At 70.4% G+C, this 20,369-nt stretch carries 23 protein-coding genes and 1 riboswitch; of the genes, 9 read left to right on the top strand and 14 right to left on the bottom strand.

Going from position 1 to position 20,369, the window contains the following annotated elements:
- Positions 1-693: EAL domain-containing protein (locus tag FUT87_RS01325; protein ID WP_147239773.1), on the top strand; the 693-nt coding region annotated here is incomplete at its 5' end.
- Between the two features lie 95 nt (positions 694-788).
- Entirely contained in the window at positions 789-1,874 is a 1,086-nt protein-coding gene (locus FUT87_RS01320; RefSeq protein ID WP_147239776.1) for a class I SAM-dependent methyltransferase, read from the top strand.
- Here the strand turns inward: FUT87_RS01320 and FUT87_RS01315 are convergent.
- On the bottom strand, positions 1,843-3,084 hold the full coding sequence (locus FUT87_RS01315) for a multifunctional CCA addition/repair protein (protein ID WP_147239772.1): 1,242 nt from the start codon (positions 3,082-3,084) through the stop codon (positions 1,843-1,845). The genes FUT87_RS01320 and FUT87_RS01315 overlap by 32 nt on opposite strands.
- 159 nt (positions 3,085-3,243) lie before the next feature.
- Here FUT87_RS01315 and FUT87_RS01310 point away from each other — a divergent pair, with 159 nt between their 5' ends.
- A complete protein-coding gene (locus FUT87_RS01310) occupies positions 3,244-3,519 on the top strand; it encodes a hypothetical protein (protein WP_147239771.1) in 276 nt (91 codons plus the stop codon).
- Positions 3,520-3,609: 90 nt separating this feature from the next.
- On the opposite strand, the gene FUT87_RS01305 is transcribed toward FUT87_RS01310, so the two are convergent.
- Both FUT87_RS01305 and FUT87_RS01300 read right to left on the bottom strand, forming a co-directional pair.
- Positions 3,610-4,311: a glutathione S-transferase family protein gene (locus tag FUT87_RS01305; RefSeq protein ID WP_147239770.1), complete on the bottom strand. Its 702-nt coding sequence runs from the start codon at positions 4,309-4,311 to the stop codon at positions 3,610-3,612.
- Between the two features lie 57 nt (positions 4,312-4,368).
- Positions 4,369-6,450 carry a lytic transglycosylase domain-containing protein gene (locus FUT87_RS01300; protein ID WP_147239769.1) on the bottom strand — a complete coding sequence of 694 codons (2,082 nt, stop codon included), beginning with the start codon at positions 6,448-6,450 and terminating at the stop codon, positions 4,369-4,371.
- Between the two features lie 11 nt (positions 6,451-6,461).
- On the opposite strand from FUT87_RS01300, the gene FUT87_RS01295 reads away from it, so the two are divergent.
- Positions 6,462-7,079 (top strand): 5-formyltetrahydrofolate cyclo-ligase, encoded by a 618-nt coding sequence (locus FUT87_RS01295; protein ID WP_147239768.1) that lies wholly within the window; start codon positions 6,462-6,464, stop codon positions 7,077-7,079.
- Positions 7,080-7,092: 13 nt separating this feature from the next.
- Here FUT87_RS01295 and FUT87_RS01290 read toward each other — a convergent pair whose 3' ends face one another.
- On the bottom strand, positions 7,093-8,076 hold the full coding sequence (locus FUT87_RS01290; protein WP_147239767.1) for a LysR family transcriptional regulator: 984 nt from the start codon (positions 8,074-8,076) through the stop codon (positions 7,093-7,095).
- Positions 8,077-8,203: 127 nt separating this feature from the next.
- On the opposite strand from FUT87_RS01290, the gene FUT87_RS01285 reads away from it, so the two are divergent.
- On the top strand, positions 8,204-8,563 hold the full coding sequence (locus FUT87_RS01285) for a DUF2917 domain-containing protein (RefSeq protein ID WP_175538354.1): 360 nt from the start codon (positions 8,204-8,206) through the stop codon (positions 8,561-8,563).
- Here the strand turns inward: FUT87_RS01285 and FUT87_RS01280 are convergent.
- A complete protein-coding gene (locus FUT87_RS01280; protein WP_255488871.1) occupies positions 8,508-9,050 on the bottom strand; it encodes a TfoX/Sxy family protein in 543 nt (180 codons plus the stop codon). The genes FUT87_RS01285 and FUT87_RS01280 overlap by 56 nt on opposite strands.
- Before the next feature lie 89 nt (positions 9,051-9,139).
- Here FUT87_RS01280 and FUT87_RS01275 point away from each other — a divergent pair, with 89 nt between their 5' ends.
- Together FUT87_RS01275 and pepQ are read left to right on the top strand one after the other, a co-directional pair.
- Positions 9,140-9,733 carry a 5-formyltetrahydrofolate cyclo-ligase gene (locus FUT87_RS01275; protein WP_091727809.1) on the top strand — a complete coding sequence of 198 codons (594 nt, stop codon included), beginning with the start codon at positions 9,140-9,142 and terminating at the stop codon, positions 9,731-9,733.
- A complete protein-coding gene (pepQ, locus tag FUT87_RS01270) occupies positions 9,730-11,082 on the top strand; it encodes a Xaa-Pro dipeptidase (protein ID WP_147239765.1) in 1,353 nt (450 codons plus the stop codon). Before FUT87_RS01275 ends, pepQ begins: the two co-directional genes overlap by 4 nt.
- A 125-nt stretch (positions 11,083-11,207) precedes the next feature.
- On the opposite strand, the gene FUT87_RS01265 is transcribed toward pepQ, so the two are convergent.
- The 5 genes from FUT87_RS01265 to ahcY all read right to left on the bottom strand — a co-directional run bounded on the left by FUT87_RS01265 (position 11,208) and on the right by ahcY (position 15,816).
- Positions 11,208-11,774, bottom strand: a complete 567-nt coding sequence (locus tag FUT87_RS01265; protein WP_186830294.1) for a proprotein convertase P-domain-containing protein — start codon at positions 11,772-11,774, stop codon at positions 11,208-11,210.
- Positions 11,775-12,011: 237 nt separating this feature from the next.
- The gene (locus tag FUT87_RS01260; RefSeq protein ID WP_404935337.1) at positions 12,012-12,653 is read right to left on the bottom strand and encodes an OmpW/AlkL family protein; all 642 of its coding nucleotides are present in this window, start codon (positions 12,651-12,653) and stop codon (positions 12,012-12,014) included.
- Positions 12,654-12,781: 128 nt separating this feature from the next.
- Entirely contained in the window at positions 12,782-13,621 is an 840-nt protein-coding gene (gene metF / locus FUT87_RS01255; RefSeq protein WP_091727800.1) for a methylenetetrahydrofolate reductase [NAD(P)H], read from the bottom strand.
- Complete coding sequence (locus FUT87_RS01250; protein ID WP_091727797.1) at positions 13,618-14,349, bottom strand: TlyA family RNA methyltransferase; 732 nt, start codon at positions 14,347-14,349, stop codon at positions 13,618-13,620. Before FUT87_RS01250 ends, metF begins: the two co-directional genes overlap by 4 nt.
- A gap of 33 nt (positions 14,350-14,382) precedes the next feature.
- Positions 14,383-15,816 (bottom strand): adenosylhomocysteinase, encoded by a 1,434-nt coding sequence (ahcY, locus tag FUT87_RS01245; protein WP_147239763.1) that lies wholly within the window; start codon positions 15,814-15,816, stop codon positions 14,383-14,385.
- 102 nt (positions 15,817-15,918) lie between these two features.
- Positions 15,919-16,017, bottom strand: a riboswitch (S-adenosyl-L-homocysteine riboswitch).
- Positions 16,018-16,089: 72 nt separating this feature from the next.
- Here ahcY and FUT87_RS01240 point away from each other — a divergent pair.
- Entirely contained in the window at positions 16,090-16,881 is a 792-nt protein-coding gene (locus FUT87_RS01240) for an HAD family hydrolase (RefSeq protein ID WP_147239762.1), read from the top strand.
- Here FUT87_RS01240 and FUT87_RS01235 read toward each other — a convergent pair.
- The 3 genes from FUT87_RS01235 to infA all read right to left on the bottom strand — a co-directional run bounded on the left by FUT87_RS01235 (position 16,809) and on the right by infA (position 18,050).
- Entirely contained in the window at positions 16,809-17,300 is a 492-nt protein-coding gene (locus FUT87_RS01235) for a hypothetical protein (RefSeq protein WP_091727782.1), read from the bottom strand. The two genes, FUT87_RS01240 and FUT87_RS01235, sit on opposite strands and share 73 nt — an antisense overlap.
- 242 nt (positions 17,301-17,542) lie before the next feature.
- A complete protein-coding gene (locus tag FUT87_RS01230) occupies positions 17,543-17,749 on the bottom strand; it encodes an oxidoreductase-like domain-containing protein (RefSeq protein WP_091727779.1) in 207 nt (68 codons plus the stop codon).
- 43 nt (positions 17,750-17,792) lie between these two features.
- Entirely contained in the window at positions 17,793-18,050 is a 258-nt protein-coding gene (gene infA / locus FUT87_RS01225; RefSeq protein WP_091727775.1) for a translation initiation factor IF-1, read from the bottom strand.
- Between the two features lie 871 nt (positions 18,051-18,921).
- On the opposite strand from infA, the gene FUT87_RS01220 reads away from it, so the two are divergent.
- A complete protein-coding gene (locus FUT87_RS01220) occupies positions 18,922-19,761 on the top strand; it encodes an SDR family NAD(P)-dependent oxidoreductase (protein WP_147239761.1) in 840 nt (279 codons plus the stop codon).
- Positions 19,762-19,802: 41 nt separating this feature from the next.
- Here the strand turns inward: FUT87_RS01220 and FUT87_RS01215 are convergent.
- On the bottom strand, positions 19,803-20,369 hold a 567-nt coding region (locus FUT87_RS01215), incomplete at its 5' end, for a helix-turn-helix domain-containing protein (protein WP_147239826.1).

Raw genomic sequence — 20,369 nt, 5'->3', positions numbered from 1 at the left:
GCCGAGGCGCTGCTGCGCTGGCGGCATCCGCAACGCGGGCTGCTGACGCCGGACGCCTTCATCGTCGTGGCCGAGCGGCATCGGCTGATGCTGCCGCTGGGCGAGTGGGTGATGTACGAGGCCGCCCGGCAGGCGCGCGCCTGGCACGAGCGCGGCGTCGCGCCGGTGCCCATCGCCGTCAACCTGTCCAGCATGCAGTTCCGGCTGGCCAGCTTCTCCAAGTCGGTCGCCCATGTGCTGAAGACGGCCGGCGTGCCCGGCGAGTGGCTGGAGCTCGAGCTGACCGAGCGCATGCTGACCGACGAGATCGACCGCCTGCCCGAGCTGCTGCAGACGCTGCGCTCGCAGGGGCTGGAGATCTCGATCGACGACTTCGGCACCGGCTACACCGCGCTGAACCAGCTGACGCGGCTGCCGCTGGACAAGCTGAAGATCGACCAGAGCTTCGTCGCCGTGCTGCCGGACGACGCCGGCGCCGCGGCGATCACCCGCGCGGTGGTGCAGATGGCCAAGGGCCTGGGCCTGCGCATCGGCGCCGAGGGCGTGCGCAACGCGCGGCAATGGCATCTGCTGGCCGAATGGGGCTGCGACGAGCTGCAGGGCGAGGTCATCGCCACCGCGATGCCGGCTGACGAATTCGAAGCATGGCTGGCCCAGCGCGGCGAGCCCCGGCTTCCCAGGATCGACACATGACTTCCAAGACTCCCGACTCCGCCGGCCTGAATGGCGCGGCGTCCGCGGCGCATGGCGCGCCGGCTTCCCCGGCGTCCCACGCAACGGATCCGGCCATGACCGCCCTGCTGCGCGACGAGATCGCCGCCGCCGGCGGCTGGCTGCCCTTCGACCGCTACATGAGCCTGGCGCTGTACGCGCCGGGGCTGGGCTACTACGCCAACGCGCGCCGCAAGTTCGGCACGATGCCGCAGCAGGGCTCGGACTTCGTGACGGCGCCGGAGCTGTCGCCGCTGTTCGGCCGCGCGCTGGCGCGGCAGGTCGCGCAGGCGCTGGCGGTCAGCGGCACCGACACGGTGATCGAGTTCGGCGCCGGCAGCGGCGCGCTGGCCGAGCAGCTGCTGGAGGCGCTGGACGTCCTGGGGCAGCCGGTGACGAAGTACTTCATCGTCGACCTGTCCGGCAGCCTGCGCGAGCGCCAGGCCGAGCGGCTGGCGCGCTTCGCGCCGCGGGTCGAATGGCTGGACCGCTGGCCCGACGAGATCCACGGCGTGATGGTGGCCAACGAGCTGCTGGACGCGATCCCGGTCGACCTGGTGCGCTGGGACGGCCGGCAGTGGCTGCGGCGCGGCGTGGGCCTGGACGGGCAGGGCGGGCTGGTGTTCGTCGACCGCGCCGGCGACGCGCGCCCGCCGCTCCCGCCCGAGGAGGATGCCGGCTTCCTGCCGGGCACGGTGACCGAGATCCACCCGCAGGCCGAGGCCTTCGTGCGCACGCTGGCGGAGCGCCTCAAGCGCGGCGCGGCGTTCTTCATCGACTACGGTTTCCCGGAGTCGGAGTACTACCACCCGCAGCGCACCGGCGGCACGCTGATGTGCCACCACCTGCACCGGGCCGATCCCGATCCGCTGGCGCTGCCGGGGCAGAAGGACATCACCGCGCACGTGAACTTCACCGGCATCGCGCTGGCGGGCCAGGACGCGGGGCTGACGGTGCTGGGCTACACGAGCCAGGCCAACTTCCTGATCAACTGCGGCCTGGTCGACCTGATGGGCCAGGCCACGCTGGCGCAGCGCGGCATGGCCCACCGGCTGATCGCCGAGCACGAGATGGGCGAGCTGTTCAAGGTGATCGGCTTCGCGCCGGGCGAGGGCTTCGACGCGCTGGGGTTCAGCGCGGGCGATCGGTCTCACACGCTCTGAGCGCGGCCAGCCGCGCCGCGTGGATCGCCTGCCCGATCGCCGGCCCTTGCTTGCCGGCCGCCAACGCCGCTGCTGAAATCGCCGACTGGTCGACCGACTGCACCGCCTTCAGGTCGTGCAGCAGCGCGGTGCGCTGCGGGTAGGCGCGGTCCTGCAGGCCGGCACGGCCGCGCGCATCGCACTCGCAGGCCAGCAGCAGCTGTGCGAAGCGCTCCGGCCGGCGCAGCGCATCGCAACGCTCGATCAGGCGCAGGCGCGCCTCGGCGCTGAAGTCCAGGCTCTGGTGGACATGCGTGTGCTCGCGCGCCACCAGCTCGGCCAGTTCCTTGCAGTCCGACGGCACGCGCCAGCGCTGCGACAACGCGGCCGCCAGGGCCACGCCGCGCGCCTCGTGCTTCAGGTGGCGGGGCCATTCGGCCTCGGGCGTCGTGCCCTTGCCCAGGTCGTGGCACAGCGAGGCGTAACGCACCGGCAGCGGTGCGTCGACGCGCGCGCATTCCGCCAGCACCAGCAGCAGGTGGGCGCCGGTGTCGATCTCCGGGTGATGCGCCTCGGGCTGCGGGACCCCGAACAGCCGCGCCAACTCCGGCGCGATGCGCGCCAGCGCGCCGCAATCGCGCAGGATCTCGATCATCCGCGCCGGATGCCGCTCCATCAGCCCCCGGGAGAGCTCCTGCCAGACGCGTTCGGCGACCAGCGCGTCGGCCTCGCCGGCATCCACCATGTCGCGCATCAGCGCCATGGTTTCCGGCGCGACCGAGAAGTCCCCGAAGCGCGCCGCGAAGCGGGCCAGGCGCAGGATCCGCACCGGATCCTCGGCGAAGGCCGGCGACACGTGGCGCAGGATCCGCGCCGCGAGATCCCGCTGGCCGCCATAGGGGTCGATCAGCGAACCGTCTTCGGCCCGGGCCATCGCGTTGATCGTCAGGTCGCGTCGGGCTAGGTCCTGTTCGAGGGTGACGTCGGGGTCGGTGTGGAACTGGAAACCGTGGTATCCGGATCCGGTCTTGCGCTCGGTCCGGGCCAGTGCCACCTCTTCATGGGTCACGGGGTGCAGGAACACCGGGAAATCCTTGCCGACGGGCTGAAATCCCTTGTCGATCAAGGACTTGGGCGTGGCTCCGACCACCACCCAATCACGGTCCTGGACCGGCAGGCCCAGCAGGGCGTCCCGGACGGCACCCCCGACGAGATACATCTGATCACTCATGTTGCGGCGCAGCATCCCCAAGGTGTGGGGTGCTCATTTAGGCTGTGTCTCCGTATATTCACCAATGCCACCTGCACACCAGTGTCTGTTCAAACAGACCAGCTACCGAGAGAGACAGTTGTAGCCAGGCAGGTCGGGCAAGCAGTAGGGAGTTTATGAATGAAGTCTGTTCTCCTCCTCTTGCTGGGCGGAATTGGTCTGGCCGCTCAAGCGCAGGAATCCCCGGTCACGGACGCGAAGGCCGTCCATGTGGCCGCCGAGACGAGTTTCGTCTCGCAAAGCCAGTCGGCACCGGCCCAGCTGCCGGATGTCAATGAACAGGACGGCGCGGACCAGGTGCTGCCGTCGTTCGTGTCCGAGTCCCAGAACCAGGCCATGATGCTCGGCGGCTTGCTGGCCGCCGGCTTCCTGGTCCGCCGCCGCCGCGATCACTGATCCCGGCGGTCCACCTCGCCGCTTCCCGCCGCCTGCCCGCACAGGTGACCGGAAGCGGTTTTTCATGGGGCGGGCGGGTCGGCGGGCGTGTCAGGCCTTGAGCACCGGCACCGGTCCGCTGACGTCGCGATAGGGCTCCTCGAAGTCCAGGAAATCCTTCTCCGCGATCGCGTCGGCGATCCACTCGCGCACGCCGGGGGCCGCCTCCACGCGCGCCAGGTAGCCCTTGAGCGCCTCCGGCACCGGCAAGGCGTAGCGCGTCACCCGCATCACGACCGGCGCGAAGAACGCATCCGCCGCGCCGAACGCGCCGAACAGGAAGGGGCCGCCGCTTTGGGCGAGCGCGTCCGTCCACAGCTCGACGATGCGCGCCAGGTCCTTGCGCAGGCCGGCCTCGGAGGCCAGCAGCCGCGGCCCCACCGTGCTCAGGTCGGCGTCGATGTTCATCACGCACAGGCCGCGCAGCTGGCCGAAGCCGCTGTGCATCTCGGCGCACAGGCTGCGCGCGCGGGCGCGCTGGCGCGGATCGCTCGGCCAGATGCCCTTGTCGGGGAAGCGCTCGGCCAGGTACTCGACGATGGCCAGCGAATCCCACACCGCCAAACCTTCGTCGACCAGCACCGGCACCTTGCCGGTCGGCGTCGCCGCGCCGACTTCGCGGTAGAAGGCCGAATCCGGCGTGAAGTCGAAGCGCAGCACGCGCTCCTGGAAATCGATGCCCAGGCCCTTCATGAGCACCCAGGGGCGCATCGACCAGGACGAGTAGTTCTTGTTGCCGACGATCAATTGCATGCGGGAGTCCCTTCGCGTGGAGGAGGACGGCGCCGGCGGGGAGCCGGCGCCGCGGGGTCAGTTGGTGCCGGCGGGCGCGCCCGCCGTGGTGCCGTTGGCCGGGATGTCCGGCGCCGACGCCGCGGCCGGGCCGATGACGCGCCCGAGCCGGTCGCGCAGCTGCGTGCCGCCCTCGCGGCCCATCAGCTGGGCATAGATCGTCGCGTTGGACAGCACCTTGCGCACATAGTCACGGGTCTCCCAGATCGGGATGTTCTCGGTCCAGATGGCGGCGTCGAGCTGCGGCCCCTCGCGCCAGCGCCGCGGGCGGTTCGGTCCGGCGTTGTAGGCGGCGGCCGCCATCGCCTGCGAACCGTCGAAGCTGTCCATCACCAGCTTGAGGTAGCCGGTGCCCAGGCGCAGGTTGGTGTCGCGGTCGTGCAGCATGTCGGGCCGGAATTCGACGCCCAGTTTCCTGGCCGTCCACTTGGCGGTCGCCGGCATCACCTGCATCAGGCCGCCGGCGCCGACATGCGAGCGCGCGTCCATCATGAAGCGCGACTCCTGGCGGATCAGCCCGTAGACATAGGCCGGGTCCAGGCCCACCGCGGTGGACTGCCGGAGCACGTCGGCGCGATAGGGCATGGGGAAGCGCTGGGCCAGGTCGATCTCGGTGCGGGTGCGTTCGCTGGTCTGGATGCAGCGCTCCCAGAGCTCGCGCTCGCAGGCGGTCTGCGCGACGGCGAGCAGTTCGCGGTCGGACAGGCCGCGCAGGCTGAAGTTCCACTCGCGCTGGCCCTCGCTGCGCAGGCCCACCGCCAGCAGCTGCAGCGCGCGCTGGATGCCGGGATTGGCCAGCGCCTGCGCCCGCTCCTGCGCGCTCAGCTCGGCCGGCGAGGGCGGCAGCGGCAGGCGCAGCTTGAGCTCGTCCGCGGCGAGCTTGCCGTAGAAGCTCAGCGGCGACGCAATCGCGCGCAGTGACTCCAGGGCCTCGCGACGCTGGGCGTCGCCGGCGGGGCCGTTCGCCGCGAGCTGCTGCTGGGCCTTGGCGCGCCAGTACTGCCAGGTGATGTCCTTCTGGTCCGACGGCTTCATCAGCGCGATCGCCGCCACCAGCTGCTCCGGCCGGCTGGCGCCGGCGTCGCCGCGCAGCGCGGCGCGGGCGATCCAGTTCACCGTGTCGTCGCTCCATTCGAGCGGCCCGCCCAGTCGCGCCTGCAACTTCAGCGCGCGTTCGAAGTGGTCGTTGGCCTCGTCCTTCAGCCGCAGCGCGGCCTGCCGGCCGTACTGGGCCCACAGCCAGGCGGACAGGTCATTGGGCAGCTTCGGCGCCCAGCGGCGAACGTCGTCTTCGGCCTTGTCGTAGTCGGTGGCGAGCAGCCGCATCAGCGCCAGCAGCGTCAGCTCCGCCCGGGCGCGCGGGGACGCGGCGGCCTTGCGCTGGAGGTAGCGGTCGGGCTTGTCCATCAGCTCGGCGATCGCGTCCTGGTCGGCCTTGGACAGCAGCGCCGCGGCCTGCTTCACGGCGCGCGGCTTGTTGGTCTCGACGACCAGCCGCAGCTTGCGCCAGACATCCGAGTCCTTGAACTGGCCGTTCTCGTGCAGCGTCGCGGCCAGCATGTTGCAGCCCTCGTCGGCGTCGCGCTGCGCCAGCCAGGCGGTGCGCGCCGCCTCGCGGAGCTCGCGCGCCGGCGGGTCGGCCAGCAGCGTGTAGCAGACGACCTCGCGGTCGTCCTGCATCTTGTAGCCGGCCAGGTCGCGACGGAAGTTGGCCCAGTCGCGCCGGTGGCCCAGTTCGAGCAGCCAGTCGTTGCGCAGGCGGTCCTCGACGTAGCTGCCGGGCCAGCGGGCGTAGAAGGCGGTGATCTCGGGCTGCTGCGCGTCGGCCAGCCGGGCGTTCAGCTCCCAGTAGTCGAACCAGGGCGCGAGCGGGTGCTGCTGGTCGAAGGCGACCTGCCGCATCGCGGCCAGCCGCGAGCGGTCACGGGTACGCCAGGCCTCGCGGGCGTCGGTCACCAGGTCCGGCAGCGGCGGTGGCGGATTGGGCACGACGGCGAAGGGCATCGTCGACTGCGCGACGGCGGGGAGGGCCGTCCAGGCGCAGAGCGCGCCCAGGGTGGCGGAGGCGAGGGCGGTTACAGTGATTCGAGCGAACTTCATGACCGACTGCGATGAATGATTCCCCCACGGCCCCCGACGCCGCCGGCATCGCCGGCAAGACCTGGCCCCATGAGCGAAGCGAATTGCGCCGCGCCTTGCTGGCGCGCCGCCGCGAATGGTCGGCCGGCGCCGAGGCCCGTCTCGCCGCCGACAAGCTGGACGAGCAGCTGCTTCCGCTGCTGCGCCAGCTCGAGCCGCTGAGCCTCGGCCTGTACTGGCCGCTGGAGGGTGAATTTAACGCAGCGGCCTGGGCCGCGACGCACAAGCTCGGCGGGGCGATGCAACTGGCGTTGCCGTTCGCCCGCAAGGCCGGCGACCGCGGGCCGGCGGCGATGGAGTTCCGGCGCTGGGACGGCACCCCGCCCACGCTCAAGGACGAATGCGGCATCCCCAGCGCCACCGGCCCGGTGCTCGTGCCCGAGGTGCTGCTGGTGCCCTGCCTGGGCTACACGCGCGAGGGGTTCCGGCTCGGCTATGGCGGCGGTTATTTCGACCGCTGGCTGGAGGCGCATCCCGGCGTCACGACGATCGGCCTGGCCTGGAGTTGCTGCGAAGCCAGCTTCGAGGTGCAGCCGCACGACCAGGCGATGACCGTCGTCGTGACCGAGCGCGAGGTGCTCGCGCCCTGAGGCGGCGCGGCGCTCAGCCCGAGTGCTCGTCCACGGGCGGATCGGGCTCGCCGATCGCGCGCCGGGTGAGCGCCGACTGCTCGCCGATCCAGCGCGCGAACTCGACGACCTCGGGCCGCTGTCGCCCGTGCGCCGACATCATGAGCCAGTAGACCGTCGGGCAGTCGGTACGGCCGGCCGCGCCGAAAGGCTCGACCAGCTCGCCGCGCTCCAGCGCCTCGTAGATCAGCGGCAGCCGCGCCAGCGCGACCGCCTGGCCCGAGACCGCGGCCTGGATCTGCTGGTAGGTGAAGTTCAGGTACATCCAGCGCCGCGGCTGCAGGTCGGGCGCGCCGTGCAGCGCCAGCCAGCGCCGCCAGCTCAGGAACAGGCCGCTGGGGCGCTGGTCGTCCTCCTCGGCCAGCGTGTACTGGCGCAGGTCGGCCGCCTGGCCCAGCGGCGGGCCCTGGCCCTCCTGCGCCTGCTTCGCGACCCAGGGGTTGACCACCGGCGTGAGCATCTCGCCGAACATCCGCTGCGCCGACGGCGCCACCCGGTTGGGCGCGGCATAACGCAGCGCGACGTCGAACTCGCTGTCGTCGATCTCGACCAGCTGGTCGAGCGCGGACACGCGGATGTCCATGTCCGGATGCTCGCGCTGGAAGGCCTCCAGGCGCGGGATCAACCACAGCGACGCGAACGAGGCGAAGGTGGTGACGTTGACCACGCGTCGGCCGCGCGTCGAGCGGATCTGGCGCACGGTGCTGTCCAGCCGCTCCAGCATCGGCTCGACCGCCGCCAGCAGCAGCTTGCCGTCCGGCGCCAGCTCGACATGGCGGGTGCCACGCAGGAAGAGCGTGGCGCCGAGTTCCTCCTCCAGCGACCGGATCTGGCGGCTGATGGCGGACTGGGTCAGGTAGAGCTCGTCGGCGGCGGCGCTGAAGCTCAGGCGCCGGGCCACCGCCTCGAAGGCGCGCAGCGGACCGACGGCGAGCGGGCGATGTCGAGGCGGATTCATGCGCGGATGGTATCAATCGACGCGCGAAGACTCATTGGACCGGCATGCGGGGCAACCCTAATATCCCTCCATGTCCACGAGGAACGCCGCCAGGTGCGCGGGCCGCCCGGCGGACGGGGAGCCGATCATGAACGTCATGCAAAAGTCATCAATCCAGGTCAGCCGCGACGATGCCGCGTGGGCGTTGTCCGCGGGCGAGGCGATGAGCCTGCCGATCGGCCCGGGCCGCCGCGAGCTGCATGTGCTCGACGGGCGCGTCTGGGTGACGCAGCGCGGCGACCTGAACCTGCCGGCCCAGGACTTCTGGCTGTCGGCCGGCGAGACCCTGGAAGTGGCCAGCGGCACCGAACTGGTCGTGGAAGCCTGGCCGACCGCCCGCTTCCAGCTGATGGTGCCGCCGCAGGCCTGCGCCGCCCAGCGCGCGCGGCGCGTCAGCCGGCTGCCTTCTTTCGGGCAGCTGTTCGGCCAGCGCCTGGCGAACGCTTGAGCGCCGGAGCCGTGGCCTTGACCGGTTTCAGCTTCCTGTCGGTGCTGGGCTCGGCGGTGGTGCCGGCGCTCTTCTTCGGCGTGCTGGCCTTCGGCTTCGCATTGGCCGAGCGCAAGGCCGACTCCATCGCCAGCCGCCCCCAGGGCAGCATCAGCGCCGGCGACTCCAGCGTCTCCTCCGGCGGCCGGAAGTAATTCAGGCTGGCGACCTCCTGTCGCCCGTCCTTGCCAGTCTTCGCGTACCGGAAGGGCTCGCAGCCGGCCTCGAGGTAGCGCGGCTGGCTGACGGCGTCCGCCTTCAGGTAGAGCTCGTCGCGGCTGATGATGGCCAGAAACAGGTCGTCGACATAGAGCCCGAAGCCCCCGAACATCCGCCGCGCCAGCACCGGCCCGAGCGGCGCCAGCAGCTCCATGCAGTGGTTGGCGAAATCGCTGCCCGCGCCGGCGACGCGCCGGACGGTTCCCGTGGTGGTGGTGCCTCGTGCCATGGCGGCGACTCTAGCAACCCGCGTCCGGCGCGGCCACAATGGCCGGCTCCGGGGCCCGTCGGTCCCGCTGGGCAACGCGAAGGGGCCGGATGGATCCGAACGACAAGCTGCCGATTTCCGAAGACCGCCAGGCGCTGCGCGAGCGCCTGATCCGCGAGCGCCTGGACCTGCCGGGCCGCCTGGAACTCGCGGACCTGGTGCAGGGCGTGCTGCGCGTGTGGCTGGTGGGACGCAAGGAAAAGCGCATTGCGGCGTACTGGCCGATCAAGGGCGAATTCGATCCGCTGCCGGCGCTGTACCGCTGGAGCGAGGTCGATCCCGAACGCCGCATCGGCCTGCCCGTCGTCGATCGCGAGCAGGGGCGCCTGCGCTTCCACGTCTGGTATCCCGGCTGCCCGATGGAAGAGGACGCGACCGGCATCACCAAGCCCAAGGACACCGAGGCCTTCGAGCCCGAACTCCTGCTGCTGCCCTGCCTGGGCTACGGCCCGGGCGGCATCCGCATGGGCTACGGCGGCGGCTTCATGCTGCGCACCATCGCGCAGATCCAGCCCCGGCCGCAGGCCGTGGGCGTCGGTTTCAGCCACGGCTTCCAGCCGACGCTGACCGCCCAGCCGAACGACGTGCGGCTGGACGCGATGCTGACCGAGATGGGAGTGGTCTGGGAGAATCCGCGCGCATGAATGCCGTCGATTCCCCCGTCCGCCCGACCGCCGACACGCTGGATGCGCTGTATGTGGCCCACCTCGCCGAGCAGCAGCGTCGCACCGAACACGCGCTCCAGCGCGGTGGCTACGACGCGCTGCTGATCGCGTCCGGTGTCGAGAAGTTCGCCTTCCTCGACGACCGGCCCTACGTCTTCCAGCCCAATCCCCACTTCAAGCTGTGGGTGCCGCTGATCCGCCATCCGGACAGCTGGCTGGTGATCCGTCCCGGCCACCGGCCCCGGCTGGTCTACGTCCAGCCCGAGGACTACTGGCATGTGCCGCCCGAGGCGCCGAGCGGCTTCTGGGTGGAGCACTTCGAAATGATCGTCGTGCGCACCCCCGGTGAGGCGCTGCCCTACCTGCAGCTGCCGGGCGAGCTGGCGATCGTCGGCGAGGCCGACGCGGCGCTGGGCGACATCGTCCCGAACAACCCGCCCGAGGTGCTGAACCCGCTGCATCACGCGCGCGCGGTGAAGACCGGCTACGAGCTGCTGCGCCTGCGCGAGGCGTCGACGCTGGGCGCGACGGCGCACCTGGCCGCGCAGCGCGCCTTCCGCGAAGGCCGGTCGGAGGCGGCGATCCATGCCGCCTACCTCCGGGCCTGCGGCCTGGCCGAGCGCGACCTGCCCTACGGCAACATCGTCGCGCTGAACCAGCACGCCGCGGTGCTGCATTACCAGTACCAGGACCAGCGGGCGCCGGCGCAGTCGCTGTCGCTGCTGATCGACGCGGGCGCGCACAGCTGCGGGTATGCCTCGGACATCACCCGCACCACCGGCAACGGCGACGCCAGCTTCCAGGCGCTGGTCGACGCGATGGAGGCCGCGCAGCTGCGCCTGGTCGATCGCGTGCGCGCGGGCGTCGACTACCGCGACATCCACCTGGCCTCGCACCGCGAGATCGCCGGCGTGCTGCGGCAGCTGGGCATCGTGCGGATGGACGAGGACGCGATGCTCGCGCAGGGCGTGACCTCGACCTTCCTGCCGCATGGCATCGGCCACCTGCTCGGCCTGCAGGTGCACGACATCGGCGGCTTCATGGCCGGCGAGGACGGCGGCACGATCCCCAAGCCCGACGGTCACCCCTACTTGCGGCTGACGCGCATGCTGCAGCCCGGCATGGTGGTGACGATCGAGCCGGGGCTGTACTTCATCCCGATGCTGCTGGACAAGCTGCGCGCGACGCCCGCGGCGGCGCAGGTGGACTGGGCGCTGGTCAAGCACCTCAGCGCCTTCGGCGGCGTGCGCATCGAAGACGATGTCGCCTGCCGCCACAGCGGCGCGCCCGAGAACCTGACGCGGGACGCGTTCGCGGCGCTGGGCTGAGCGCTGGCGCCCTCGGCGCCCACCCCGTCACGCATGAAAAAAGGGCCCGCGGGCCCTTTCGTTCATCGTTCCGGTCGTCGAGCGGCGCCCGATGACGGTCGCTGGCGGGCGCTCGCCCGCCGGCCTCAGGCTGCCTTGCGGCGGCGCGCCATGCCCAGGCCGACCAGCGCCAGCCCGGCCAGCGCCAGCGAACCCGGCTCCGGCACGGTCGTCAGCTGCACGTTCCAGTTGTTGATCACGCCGACGTCGGCGCCGGCCAGGTCGGCCACGCGCAGCGTCCAGGTGCCGAAGGCGTCCTGGCCGTTGAAGGCCGACAGCAGTTCTTCCGCGCGGAAGCTGCCGGTGAACGGCGCGGCGCCATTGGCGACGGCGGTGGTCGCCGCATCGTCGAAGACGGTGTTGAAGAAGTTGTCGGCCGATCCGCCGCGGCGGTTGAACAGCTGGACGGTGGTGCCGGTCGGCGCGATCAGCCAGATCGCCAGGTCGGCGTCATAGGTGTGGCGCAGGTCGACGATCGAGACGTTGACGTCGCTCAGCGTGCCGCGGGTGTCGACGTTCAGCGTGGAGGTCACGACGCAGCGGTCGCAGATGGCGGTCGGCGTGGTGCTGGAGGCGGTCACGACCGCGGCTTGGGCGGTGAAGGCGGTGGTCAGGGAGGCGGCGCAGACGGCCAGCAGACGCTTGAAGTTCATGGAGTCAGGGTCACAAAAAAGGTGGCTTGTGACTCCATGTAAGCAGTGTTCATGCCAATGAATTAGGGATGGCGTTCGAATCCCTTCTGGCATAGGCACTTGGCGCTGTTTCCGTGAACAATTCCCGGCGCTCCGCGCGTGCGGTTTTAACGAACTGTCAAGAATCCCGACGTTGGCTGCTTGCGCCGTCCCCTCAGCTGATGCGAGGGCCGAGGGGATGAAACGGATTTCTGGGACTCAGAACCGATAGCCCACGCCGACGCCGATCAGCAGCGGATCGATCTTGAACTTGCCGACCGACGCGCCCTTGGAGCGCACCTCGGTGTCCATCTTGAGCTTCTTGATGTCGAGGTTGATCGACCACCTCGGATCCAGCATCACGTCGAAACCGACCTGCAGGGCCAGGCCGACGCTCTGCTTCTCGATGCTGGGCGCCAGCGCCGCCTGCACGGCCGGCTCGAAGCGGGCGCTGGAGAAGCGCGTGTAGTTGAGGCCGGCGCCAAGGTAGGGGCGGAACTGCCCGTCCGGGTTGAAGTGGTACTGCAGCGTCAGCGTCGGCGGCAGGTGCTTCACGGTCCCGATGCGCACGCCGTTGCTGCGCAGCGTGTGCCGTTGCGGCACGGTCAGGATCAGCTCGGTCGCCAGGTTCGGCGTGATGAAGTAGCTGATGTCGACTTCGGGAATCGTCTTGCGGCTCAGCGACAGGCCGAGCCCGGTCCGGTCCTTGTCCGCCGGGTCGATGTTCACCGCGCGGGCGCGGATCACCCAGGGGCTGCCCTGCGCATGCGCGGGCAGCGCGGTGGTCGTCATCAGCGCCGTGAGCGCCATGAGCGCCGCGGCGCCGAGGGACAAGCGGGATCGGGTGGGGATGCGGGACATACGTTCACTCCTGGTCAATGGGTGACCGGCATTGAACGTGGGCCCCGGGCCGCTGGCCTTGACCGTTCACAAGGAACGGCGGCGCGGCATGAAGACCGCCCGCGGCGGCGCGGACCGCTTGCGCGGGGTCAAGCTTGGGCGGCGAGACCGAGGCGTTTGCACAACTCCAGCGTCAGCGCGCTCTGGTTGAGCGTGTAGAAGTGCAGCCCCGGCACGCCGCCGGCGATCAGGCGCTCGCACAGTCGCGTGACGACGTCCAGGCCGAAGGCGCGCACGGAGGCGGCGTCATCCATGTAGCCCTCCATCTTCAGCGCGACCCAGCGCGGGATCTCGATGCCGTCGCGCTGCGCGAACTGCGCGATGCGCGCGTAGTTGTTGATCGGCATGACGCCCGGCACGATCGGCACCTCCACGCCCAGGGCGCGGGAGGCCTCGACGAAGTGGAAGTAGGCATCGGGGTTGTAGAAGAACTGCGTGATCGCGCCGCTGGCGCCGGCGCGCACCTTGTCGGCGAAGAACTGCAGGTCGCGCGCCGCGTAGCGCTGCTGCGGGTGGTACTCGGGATAGGCCGCGACCTCGATGTCCCAGTCCTCGCCCTGCGTCTCGCGGATGAAGCGCACCAGCTCGGCGGCGTAGCGGAACTCGCCCGCCGTGGCCGTGCCGCTGGGCAGGTCGCCGCGCAGCGCGACGACGCGGCGGATGTCCTGCGCGCGGTAGGTCGCCAGGATCTCGGCGATGTTCTCGCGCGTGGAGCCGACGCAGGACAGGTGCGGCGCGGCGTCGAAGCCCTGCGACGCGATGTCGGCGACGGTCGACAGCGTCTTCTCGCGCGTGGAGCCGCCGGCGCCGTAGGTGACGCTGAAGTACTGCGGATTCACCGCGCGCAGTTCCTGCACGACGGTCTTGAGCTTCTCGGTGCCGACGGGCGTGTTGGGCGGGAAGAATTCGATGCTGACCGGCGTCGTCATGGTTGTTGGATCCAGATGAAGAATTCGGTGTTGCCGTCGCCACCGGTGACGGGGCTTTCGAACCAGCCCTTGACGACGAGGTCGCGCTTCTCGGCGGCGGCCACGGCCTGTTCCTTGACCACGGCGTACTGCGACTTGTCCTTGACGATGCCGTTCTTGTTCAAGGCCTTGGGGCCGAGCTCGAACTGCGGCTTGATCAGCAGCAGCGCCTGGCCTTGCGGCTTGAGCCAGCCGGCCACGTGCTTGATCGTGCCGATCATCGAGATGAAGCTCAGGTCGCCCACGACGAGGTCGAAAGGCTCGGCGGGCACATAGTCCTTCACGTGCATGCCTTCGAGGGCCGTCACGCGCGGGTCGGCCTTCAAGGTCTCGTGCAGCTGGCCGTGGCCGACGTCGATGCCGGTCACGTGCGCCGCGCCGGCCTTGAGCAGCACGTCGGTGAACCCGCCCGCGCTCTGGCCCATGTCCAGGGCCGAGAAACCGGCCACCGACACGCCGACCTTGGCCAGCGCACCCTCGAGCTTGAGCCCGCCGCGCGAGACGTAACGCAGTTCGGCATCGTTCGTCACGCGCATGGGGGTGGTCTCGGGCAGGTCCTCGCCGCACTTGCGCACGACGGTCCAGCCCTTGGGGCCTTCCCACTCGACCGCGCGTGCGTCGATCAGCCGCTGGGCAGCCGAGCGCGTGGGCGCCAGGCCAAGGGAAAGAAGCCGCTGATCAGCACGCATGGTCGGGTCTCGGTTCAGTCGACGGTCAGTCGATCAATAGCGGTAGGTGTCGGGCTTGTAGGGACCGGCCTTGCTGACGCCGATGTAGGCGGCCTGCTCGTCGGTCAGCTCGCTCAGCTGCGCGTTCAGCGTCTTGAGCTGCAGGCGCGCGACGTGCTCGTCCAGGTGCTTGGGCAGCACGTAGACCTGGCCCACGGCATAAGCGTCCTTGTGCGCGAACAGCTCGATCTGCGCGATGGTCTGGTTGGCGAAGCTCGAGGACATCACGTAGCTCGGGTGGCCGGTGCCGCAGCCCAGGTTCACGAGGCGGCCCTTGGCCAGCAGGATGATGCGCTTGCCGTCCGGGAAGATCACGTGGTCCACCTGCGGCTTGATCTCTTCCCACTCGTACTGCTCGAGCGAGGCGACGTCGATCTCGTTGTCGAAGTGACCGATGTTGCAGACGATCGCGTTGTGCTTCATCGCAGCCATGTGCTCGTGGCGGATCACGTTCTTGTTGCCGGTCGTGGTCACGAAGATGTCGGCCTTGTCGGCGGCGTATTCCATCGTCACGACGCGGAAGCCCTCCATCGCGGCCTGCAGCGCGCAGATCGGATCGATCTCGGTGACCCAGACCTGGGCCGACAGCGCGCGCATCGCCTGCGCCGAGCCCTTGCCCACGTCGCCGTAGCCGGCGATCACGGCGATCTTGCCGGCGACCATGACGTCGGTGGCGCGCTTGATGCCGTCCACCAGCGACTCGCGGCAGCCGTAGAGGTTGTCGAACTTGCTCTTGGTGACCGAGTCGTTGACGTTGATCGCGCGGAACAGCAGCGTGCCCTTGGCCGACATCTCCTTCAGGCGATGCACGCCGGTGGTCGTTTCCTCGGTCACGCCGATGATCTCGGCGCTCTTGCGGGTGTACCAGGTCGCGTCTTCGGCGATCTTCTTCCTGATCGCGGCGAACAGGATGCGCTCTTCCTCGCTACCCGGATTGGCCAGGACCGACAGGTCCTTCTCGGCCTTCTGGCCCAGGTGCATCAGCAGCGTCGCGTCGCCGCCGTCGTCCAGGATCATGTTGGGGCCTTCGCCCGCTTCGCCCTTGGCGCCGAACTCGAAGATGCGGTGGGTGTAGTCCCAGTAGTCTTCCAGCGTCTCGCCCTTGTAGGCGAAGACGGGGGTGCCGACGGCGACCAGCGCGGCGGCGGCGTGGTCCTGCGTCGAGAAGATGTTGCACGAGGCCCAGCGGACTTCGGCGCCCAGCGCCTGCAGCGTCTCGACCAGCACGGCGGTCTGGATCGTCATGTGCAGCGAGCCGGTGATGCGCGCGCCCTTGAGCGGCTGGGCCGCGGCGTATTCCTCACGGATCGCCATCAGCGCGGGCATCTCGCTCTCGGCGATCTTGATCTCCTTGCGGCCCCAGTCGGCCAGCGACAGGTCTTTGATCAGGTACTGGTCTTGGGCCAGCGGCTTCAGTTGGGCGTTCATGCGGACTCCTGCGAGGAAGGGCCGTCGACGCCAGCGATCAGGACATGGGGAGAAGTGGGGAGGGCACTTGCCGCTCGGTCCTCACCCGGCCTGCGAAGGGTCGACGGGTGAGCGCGGTTGCCATGGCCGCGGGCACGTCGCCGCGCGGCGGTTCCGAGCCTGGCCTCGATGGGATGGGAGGTCGCAACGCTCCTCGGAACAGGGCGCGATTGTAGACATGTTCCGTTCGACGGCTTGATGACAGCGTCACGGTCGGGGCCACAATCGCCCCTTATGCGAACGATCCCCCCGCTCAGCGACTGTCCCCGCGCGGCCTGGCTCCCCCTGCGCGGGGTGCTGACCGACATCGACGACACCCTGACGGCCGAGGGCGACATCGCCCCCGCCGCGCTGGCGGCCCTGCATCGGCTGCAGGGCGCCGGCGTCCCGGTCATCGCGATCACCGGCCGGCCCGCGGGCTGGAGCGCGCCCTTCGCGTTGGACCGGCCCCTGCGGGGGATCGTGGCGGAGAACGGCGGGGTGCTGCTGCACCGGGAGAACGACGCGCTGGTCACCGAGTTCGCCCAGGACGACGCGACGCGACGGGAGAACTTCGCGCGTCTGCAGGCCTGCGCGGGGGCGATCGTGGCGACGGTGCCGGGCGCCCAGCTGGCGCGCGACAGCGCGGGGCGGCTGACCGACATCGCGGTCGACCACAGCGAATTCACGCGGCTGGACGACGACGCGATCGCCGCCGTCTGCGACCTGATGCGCGCCCATGGGCTGGTGGCGACGGTGAGCTCGATCCACGTCAACGGCTGGATCGGGGAACACAGCAAGTGGACCGCCGCCCAGTGGGCGGTGAAGCGGCTGACCGGGCGAGCGTTCGATCCGCGGGAGTGGGTCTATGTCGGCGACTCGACGAATGACCAGCTGATGTTCGAGCGGGTGCCCCTGTCGGTGGGGGTGGCCAACATCGCGCGTTTCCTGCCGATGCTGGATCACCCGCCGGCCTACGTCACCGCCAGCGAGCGCGGCGACGGTTTCGCGGAAGTGGCCCGCGCCTTGCTGGCCGCGGCCGGCTGAGGGCGGGTCGGCGCGTCCTCGACGGCCGGGACGCGCGGCCGGGGCTGGCGCCCTTCGACCGGATCCCAGGCATGCCGCCCGACCAGCGCCGACACTCCCGGCCAGTCATGCCCGCGCGGCAGCACCCGCGCCAGGCTCGCATGGCTGACGCGTCCGCCGACGGCCACGAGCCGCTCCGCCACCTCGATGCGCCGGCGCCGCAGCCGCGGCAGCAGCCAGCGGTTGGTCGGGCGCTCGCGCAGCACGCTGGGATGCGGCATGCAGCGGTGCTCCGCCATCAGCAGGTGGCGCAGCAGCACCTCCAGTCCGAACGGGTCGAGGTGGCGCCAGTCGGTGCTCAGCCGCGCCAGCGCGAAGCGCAGGTTGGCCTGGGCGTCGGAACGCGCGACATGGAAACGGTTCTGGCCAGTCATGAACATCGGGGCCTCCGATCGGGGGAGATCGATGCGCCCGCGCGGCAAGCGCGGCGCCTGTCCTGGATGTCGGCGGGCGCGCGGGGGTTCTGAAGCCCGAGGATGTCCCCAAAAACGTCACGAAACGCAAACGCCCCTCGACCTGAGGGGGGCCTCGTCGGAGGGAGGCGAGACCCCCGAACGTGGACGGGGCCGCCGGAAAAAGCGAAGGGCCGCGCGAGGCGGCCCTTCCGGGTGGGGGTGAGGCGTCAGCCGGCCTCGGGGTGGCGGGCCTTCCAGGCGCGCATCGCTTGCCGGTAGCGGTCCATCGCCAGGTCGTGCAGGTCGAAGATGCACGGGTCGCAGCCGTTGCCGCAGCAGGCGTCGATGTCCGGCTGCACGGGCGGCTGGGGCATCGGGTCGTCGGCCTCGAGCGAGGCCGGCGCCGCGGCGGGGTCGGGCAGGGCGGTGGTCATGACCGGGAGGCTCCGCGAGGGCTTCGGCCCCCGCGGCGCACGCTCAGCGACGGACCGGCGGCGGTCCCGAGTGGGCCGAGCGCTGCAGGTGACGGAAGGTGATCCGGCCCTTGGTCAGGTCGTAGGGCGACATCTCCAAGGAGACGGCGTCGCCAGCCAGGATGCGGATGTGATGCTTGCGCATCTTGCCGCCCGTGTAGGCGATGACCTGGTGGCCGTTCTCCAGCGTCACGCGAAAGCGCGAGTCCGGCAGGATTTCGTTGACGACACCCTGCATTTCAATCAGTTCTTCCTTGGCCATACGGGAGGCTCCTTTCTTGAAATCGATAAGGGCGCCGGCCGCGGTCTGCCGCGGGCCTTCGCCTCGGGAATCACGGGCGCGCCGTCAATGGCAGCGCGCCCAGGCCGTGCCTTCGGTCTCCGCGTAGCGCAACGCGGCGCGGCGGGTCTCGAAGGTCGGCACGAATCGCATGACGCGATCGATGCTGGCCATGCCGCGTCCCGATCGGATCGAGACGGCCGCGGCGAATCCGCCGTCGGCATGGGGTTTGGTCATCGGTGAGACAAGGAATCGCCCCACCTCAATGCTTTTGGTTCGCATAGTTTTCATGAGGTGTGCGCCTTGACAGGCAATCGCAATAAGCAACCGTCTTGGCGCGGTTTGGGAATGTGCCCTTTCCCTGTTTCGATGGCGCGAAGCCGGGGCGGGACACGAAGAGGTGCTCCAGCAGCCGTTCGCCCAAGGACGATCGAACCGGCCGAAGCCAGAAACGCGCAAGCGCACGAACCGGGGGTTGATGCTGGTGCGAGCCGCTCGCAGAAAGGTCCGTGAGAGGGACCGGAGGGGCTGCAGAAGAAGACCTGAAGAGGGTGGTCTTGTGCGAATCAAGCTGCGGATTGTAGCGCAAGCGCGCGAATTGCGCAGCGTCGCTTGCAGTCAGGACGCGGGGATCGTGCGGAAGGGCCGGCGGTTGGCGGGCGGCGCAAGCCCGACGAGCGCGACGAGCACCGCCTGCCGGTCGCGGCGGATCGTGCAAGCGGTCCGCCGGAACGGGCATGCGGCCCCGGGGGCCGCTGCCTACGATGAATCCATCCCTCGCGAGGTCCGCCGGCAAGCGCCCCCGTCGAGGGGAAATCCCTCCACCCTGTCATCCCTCCAAGGACGGAATCCCATGAGCAAGATCTGGTTCATCACCGGCGCCAACCGCGGCTTCGGGCTGGAGATCGCCAAGGCGGCGCTGGTCGCCGGCGATCGCGTCGTCGCCACCGGCCGCGATGTCGCGGCGCTCCAGGACGCCTATGCGGCGCACGCCGACGCCGTGCTGTGCCTGCCGCTGGACGTCAGCCGCGAGGCCGACGCGGTCCACGCGGTCGAGCAGGCCGTCGCGCGCTTCGGTCGCATCGACGTGCTGGTCAACAACGCGGGGTATGGCCAGCTGGGCCTGTTCGAGGCCATCGGCGCCGACGACATCGAGCGCCAGTTCGCCACCAACGTCTTCGGCCTGATGCACGTCACCCGGGCGGTGCTGCCGGTCATGCGCCGGCAGCGCGACGGTCACGTGATCAACATCGCCTCGGTCGGCGGTTTCCGCGGCTTCGATGGCGCGGCGGTCTACTGCGCGACGAAGTTCGCCGTCGATGGCTTCAGCGCCTCGCTGGCGCCGGAGCTGGCCGGCTTCAACATCCGGGTGACGGTGGTTGAGCCCGGCTTCTTCCGGACCGACTTCCTGGACGCCAGCTCGGTGCGCTACGGCACCCGGACGATCGCGGACTACGCCGCGCTGCCGCGGCCGCCGCTGTCCACCTACGAGGCCTACAACCACCGGCAGCCGGGGGATCCGGCCAAGCTGGGCCGGGCCTTCGTCGAGTTGGCCGCGATGCCGACGCCGCCGCTGCATTTCGTGGCGGGCTCCGATGCGCTGGGCATGGCGCGCGAGACCTTCGGCCAGCGTCTCGCCGAGGTCGAGGCGCATGCCGCGCTGTCGGCCTCGCTGGACCGCGACGACGCTTGACCGACGACCGCCGACGGCCGCCGACGGCCGCCGCCGGGCGCTCAGGCCAGCGCCCGCGCGGGCGGCGTGTCCCGGCGCCTGGCGGCGTCGCGCGAGGGCGGGCTGCCGTAGAGCCGGCTGTACTCGCGGCTGAACTGGGACGGGCTCTCGTAGCCGACCGCGTGGCCGGCGCGCGCGACCTCCAGTCCCTCCGCGATCAGCAGCCGGCGCGCTTCCTGCAGCCGCAACTGCTTCTGGTACTGCAGCGGGCTCATCGAGGTCAGCGCGCGGAAGTGGTGGTGCAGCGAGGACGCGCTCATGTGCGCCTCTCTGGCGAGCGCCTCGATGCGCAGCGGCTGGGCGTAATTCGCCTTCAGCCAGCGGATGGCGCGGTGCACGCGCTGCGTCTGGCTGTCGGCGCGCGCGACCTGTGCCAGCCGCTCGCCCTGCTCGCTGCGCAGCACGCGGTAGACGAGCTCGCGCATCGCCATCGGCGCCAGCGCGGCATGGTCCTCGGGATGGTCCAGCAGCCGTACCAGCCGCCCGGCCGCGTCGAGCATGTCGGGGGTCACCGCGCTGACGAAGAGGCCGCGGCCCGTGTCCTCGGCGCGCGGGCGGTCGCCGCGGCG

The organism is Mitsuaria sp. TWR114 (assembly GCF_007997345.1).
This window is presented reverse-complemented; position numbering and strand designations above follow the sequence as displayed.